2 tRNA genes and 3 rRNA genes (1 of these 5 running past the window's edge) are annotated in these 5,000 nt (G+C 42.0%); all 5 read right to left on the reverse strand.

What is annotated here, in order from left to right:
• Positions 1–6 precede the first annotated feature (6 nt).
• Positions 7–123 (reverse strand): 5S ribosomal RNA (rrf, locus tag AJ930_RS01185).
• Positions 124–377: 254 nt separating this feature from the next.
• Positions 378–3,434: ribosomal RNA gene (locus AJ930_RS01190) — 23S ribosomal RNA — on the reverse strand.
• A 717-nt stretch (positions 3,435–4,151) separates the two neighbouring features.
• Positions 4,152–4,228: transfer RNA gene (locus tag AJ930_RS01195), tRNA-Ile, on the reverse strand.
• A gap of 8 nt (positions 4,229–4,236) precedes the next feature.
• Positions 4,237–4,312, reverse strand: a tRNA-Ala gene (locus AJ930_RS01200).
• 102 nt (positions 4,313–4,414) lie between these two features.
• Positions 4,415–5,000 (reverse strand): 16S ribosomal RNA (locus tag AJ930_RS01205); it runs 927 nt beyond the window's last position.
• The 16S, 23S and 5S rRNA genes sit together here with 2 tRNA genes alongside, the layout of an rRNA operon.

Raw genomic sequence — 5,000 nt, forward strand, 5'->3', positions numbered from 1 at the left:
TTAACAAGTCCGCAATGAGCTACTTTCCCCCTGCCAGTAAGGCGTAGTATCATCACCCACGATGTGCTTAGCTTCTTGGTTCGGGATGGAGCAAGGCGTTTCCACATCTGTATAATCACGGACATTGTTATTTAAATATTCTTTGAAAGATTGAATTTAAGAATAAAACTTAATCTTTTATTCCTTTACTTTTTTCTTTATTCTCTTTCTTCTTTACTTATCTTTTATCTTTGATAAGTTTTTATATAGAATACTTAAAAAACAATGTTAAGAGCAAGTTCTAATACAAACTCTACTTGAAAGATTTCTATTAAACTCTAAATATTATCTATATTCAAAGTCTTCTAAAAACCTTAACAAGGAAGTGATGCTTTATTAAAGATAAGCCAAACGCTCTATTAGTACTGGTCAGCTAAAGGACTTTCATCCATTACACACCCAGCCTATCAAACTAGTAGTCTTCTAGAGAGCTTAGAGAAGATTCATCTTAGAGTTGGCTTCACGCTTAGATGCTTTCAGCGTTTATCCTTTCCAAACTTAGCTACGCTGCGATGCTCTTGGCAGAACAACAGCTACACCAGTGGTTTGTTCAACCCGGTCCTCTCGTACTAGGGTCAAATCTCTTCAATCTTCTTACGCCCACGGCAGATAGGGACCGAACTGTCTCACGACGTTCTGAACCCAGCTCGCGTACCGCTTTAAATGGCGAACAGCCATACCCTTGGGACCTGCTCCAGCCCCAGGATGCGATGAGCCGACATCGAGGTGCCAAACCTCCCCGTCGATGTGAGCTCTTGGGGGAGATCAGCCTGTTATCCCCGGGGTACCTTTTATCCTTTGAGCGATGGCCCTTCCACACAGAACCACCGGATCACTAAGACCGACTTTCGTCTCTGCTTGACTTGTATGTCTTGCAGTTAAGCTGGCTTATACCTTTATACTCTACGAACGATTTCCAACCGTTCTGAGCCAACCTTTGTAAGCCTCCGTTATTATTTGGGAGGCGACCGCCCCAGTCAAACTACCCACCAGACATTGTCCCACTTGAGGATAACTCAAGCTGGTTAGCTACCCAAATAAGAAAGAGTGGTATCTCAACAACGGCTCATATACAACTGGCGTCATATACTCAAAGCCTCCCACCTATCCTGCACATTCTTATCCAAGTAGCAGTGTCAAGCTGTAGTAAAGGTCCACGGGGTCTTTCCGTCTTGCCGCGGGTAGGAGGAATTTTCACCTCCACTACAATTTCACTGGATCCCTCTTTGAGACAGCTCCCATCTCGTTACGCCATTCATGCAGGTCGGTATTTAACCGACAAGGAATTTCGCTACCTTAGGACCGTTATAGTTACGGCCGCCGTTTACTCGGGCTTCGATCAAGAGCTTCGCTAATGCTAACCCCATCAATTAACCTTCGAGCACCGGGCAGGCGTCACACCCTATACATCCTCTTACGAGTTAGCAGAGTGCTGTGTTTTTGGTAAACAGTCGGGAGGGACTCTTTGTTGTAAGTTTCTTCGCTTTCGGAGTAAATCCTAGTACGAAGCTAACCACACCTTATACCGAAGATACGGTGCTATTTTGCAGAGTTCCTTAAAGAGAGTTCTTCCACGCGCCTTAGAATACTCATCCCACCCACCTGTGTCGGTTTACGGTACGGGCAACATTAGCTAAACTTAGAAACTTTTCTTGGCTCGACGGCATCAGGGGTTCTTCTATCCATCCGAAGACTTCAAAAAGCCTTTCAGTTCTCGGAGTGTTCTTATACGGATTTGCCTGTATAAGCTCCTACGACCTTAGACTAGCACTTCCATCCGCTAGCCCCCTTAGCCCTAAGCGTCCTTCCATCGCACACTAATGTTGGTATTGGAATATTAACCAATTTGCCATCGTCTACCCCTTTCGGACTCGACTTAGGACCCGACTAACCCTACGATGACGAGCATCGCGTAGGAAACCTTGGGTTTACGGCGTTAATGATTCTCACATTAATTATCGCTACTCATGCCTGCATGCTCACTTCTATTCGCTCCAGCACTCCTTACCGGTATACCTTCGACGCAAATAGAACGCTCTCCTACCACTTGCACACAACTTAAACTACTTAACTTTAGCCTAAGAATATTTTTATTGATTTTACTAAGTTTTATTTCTATCTTTACTCTATAAAAATCAGTAAAAATATAACTAAAACATATAACTTAGTTTCTCATATTCTAAACTTAAATAATCTAAGTTGTGTGCAAGTCTACAGCTTCGGTACTTACTTTAGCCCCGTTATATTTTCCGCGCAAAATCACTAGACCAGTGAGCTATTACGCTTTCTTTAAAGGATGGCTGCTTCTAAGCCAACCTCCTGGTTGTTTAAGTAACTTCACATCGTTTTCCACTTAAGTAAGATTTAGGGACCTTAGCTGGTAGTCTGGGTTGTTTCCCTCTTGACGACGGATTTTATCACTCGCCGCCTGACTGCTGTGATTACATATAAGGTATTCGGAGTTTGATAGGGTTTGGTACATTGGTGTATGCCCTAGCCCATTCAGTGCTCTACCCCCTTATATTACGACACAACGCTATACCTAAATATATTTCGGAGAGAACCAGCTATCACGAAGTTTGATTGGCCTTTCACCCCTATCCACAAGTCATCCCGGGGCTTTTCAACGCCTATGGGTTCAGTCCTCCACTAGTTCTTACACTAGCTTCAACTTGCTCATGGATAGATCACTTCGTTTCGGGTCTGCAGCATCTGACTAAGCGCCCTATTCAGACTCGCTTTCGCTACGGCTTCGCGTTTGCTTAACCTTGCCAGACACCACAACTCGCAGGCTCATTATGCAAAAGGCAGTCCATCACACTGTATTGCTACATAGTGCTCTGAATGATTGTAAGCAAATGGTTTCAGGTTCTATTTCACTCTGATCACCTCAGTTCTTTTCACCTTTCCCTCACGGTACTTGTGCACTATCGATCTGGTATTAGTATTTAGGGTTGGATCGTGGTCGACCCGGATTCAGACAGGATTCCTCGTGTCCCGCCCTACTCAGGATACTGCTAGCTAAGCTTTGTTTTTCGCATACGGGACTATCACCCTCTATGGCTATACTTTCCAGAATGTTCTGCTAAACTCAGCTCTTGCACATTGCAGTCCTACAACCCCCAGTGCAAGCACTGGGTTTGCCCTCTTGCGCTTTCGCTCGCCGCTACTGACGCAATCTCTATTGATTTCTTTTCCTGAGGGTACTAAGATGTTTCAATTCCCCTCGTTCGCTCCTATATAGGTAATGTATATCTCTATACATTGGGTTGCCCCATTCGGAAATCTACGGATCAAAGCTTCTTGACAGCTCCCCGTAGCTTATCGCAGTCTAGTACGTCCTTCATCGCCTTTACCAGTCAAGGCATCCACCATTCGCTCTTAGTAGCTTACCTTTTGATGTTCTTTTAGCAGATGAGCAAAGCTCATCCTAAAGAACCAAAGCTAAAGGCCTACCCCGCCAACCTAAAAGATATTAGGCTTAAAACGAAATAAACTAAACATTCATTAAAAAATTAACGTAGATAAAGCTTCAATTCTTAATCGCTAAAAAAACAATTTGCATAAAAGTTAGATATAACCTAACTTCTACCTTTTTTATTGATTCTAAAACGCATCACTTCCTTGTTAAAGTTTTTATGATAAGACTTCTTTATCTTAAGACGGAAAGCATTCAAACACTTAATATAAAACTAAATGATTTAGTCTTAACTAAGCTGTGAGTTTGAAACTTGTCTTTAATTTACAAATCTTAAATCTAATATTCTCTTTATTTTAAAGATAAAGATAATTAAAAGATATAAGTTAAACCAAAGAAAAGATAAATAGGTTTTATCCTTTAACAAGTCCTGTAAAATTGTTTTTATTAAAACTTGCTTGTGACTCTTAACAATGATAATTAAAAAGAACATTTAGGTTTAAAACCTAAAGGAAGTATATATTAATATAATCATTATAAATATAAATACATAATGTATATGCTATTTATATCTATTAAAGTATATTCTTTTATAGCTAAAGATAAAAATAAATCTAAGTATTTAGAGTTTATATTTTATCTACTTTATATACTTGCTTTAGATTTTAAAGCTTTTTTATTCAAATCTTTTTTATGGTGGGCCTAACAAGACTTGAACTTGTGACCTCACCCTTATCAGGGGTGCACTCTAACCAGCTGAGCTATAGGCCCTTAATAAATGGTGGAGAATAGCGGGATCGAACCGCTGACCTCCTGCGTGCAAAGCAGGCGCTCTCCCAGCTGAGCTAATTCCCCATAAACAATTAGCTTTATCATCAATCTTTGAAATCTAAACAAGAATCAATTGAGTTTATATATTGAAGTAATAGTTGTGAGACTTATTACTTTGTACTCTAGAAAGGAGGTGATCCAACCGCAGGTTCTCCTACGGTTACCTTGTTACGACTTCACCCCAGTCGCTGATTCCACTGTGGACGGTAACTAGTTTAGTATTCCGGCTTCGAGTGAAATCAACTCCCATGGTGTGACGGGCGGTGAGTACAAGACCCGGGAACGTATTCACCGTAGCATGGCTGATCTACGATTACTAGCGATTCCGGCTTCATGCTCTCGAGTTGCAGAGAACAATCCGAACTGGGACATATTTTATAGATTTGCTCCACCTCGCGGTATTGCGTCTCATTGTATATGCCATTGTAGCACGTGTGTCGCCCTGGGCATAAGGGCCATGATGACTTGACGTCGTCCACACCTTCCTCCTCCTTACGAAGGCAGTCTATTTAGAGTGCTCGGCCGAACCGTTAGCAACTAAATACGTGGGTTGCGCTCGTTGCGGGACTTAACCCAACATCTCACGACACGAGCTGACGACAGCCGTGCAGCACCTGTCTCTAAGTTCTAGCAAGCTAGCACCCTCATATCTCTATAAGGTTCTTAGGATATCAAGCCCAGGTAAGGTTCTTCGCGTATCTTCGAATTAAAC

Origin of the sequence: Campylobacter sp. BCW_6871, assembly GCF_001762325.1 — a bacterium.
In the GTDB taxonomy this organism is placed as follows: domain Bacteria; phylum Campylobacterota; class Campylobacteria; order Campylobacterales; family Campylobacteraceae; genus Campylobacter_D; species Campylobacter_D jejuni.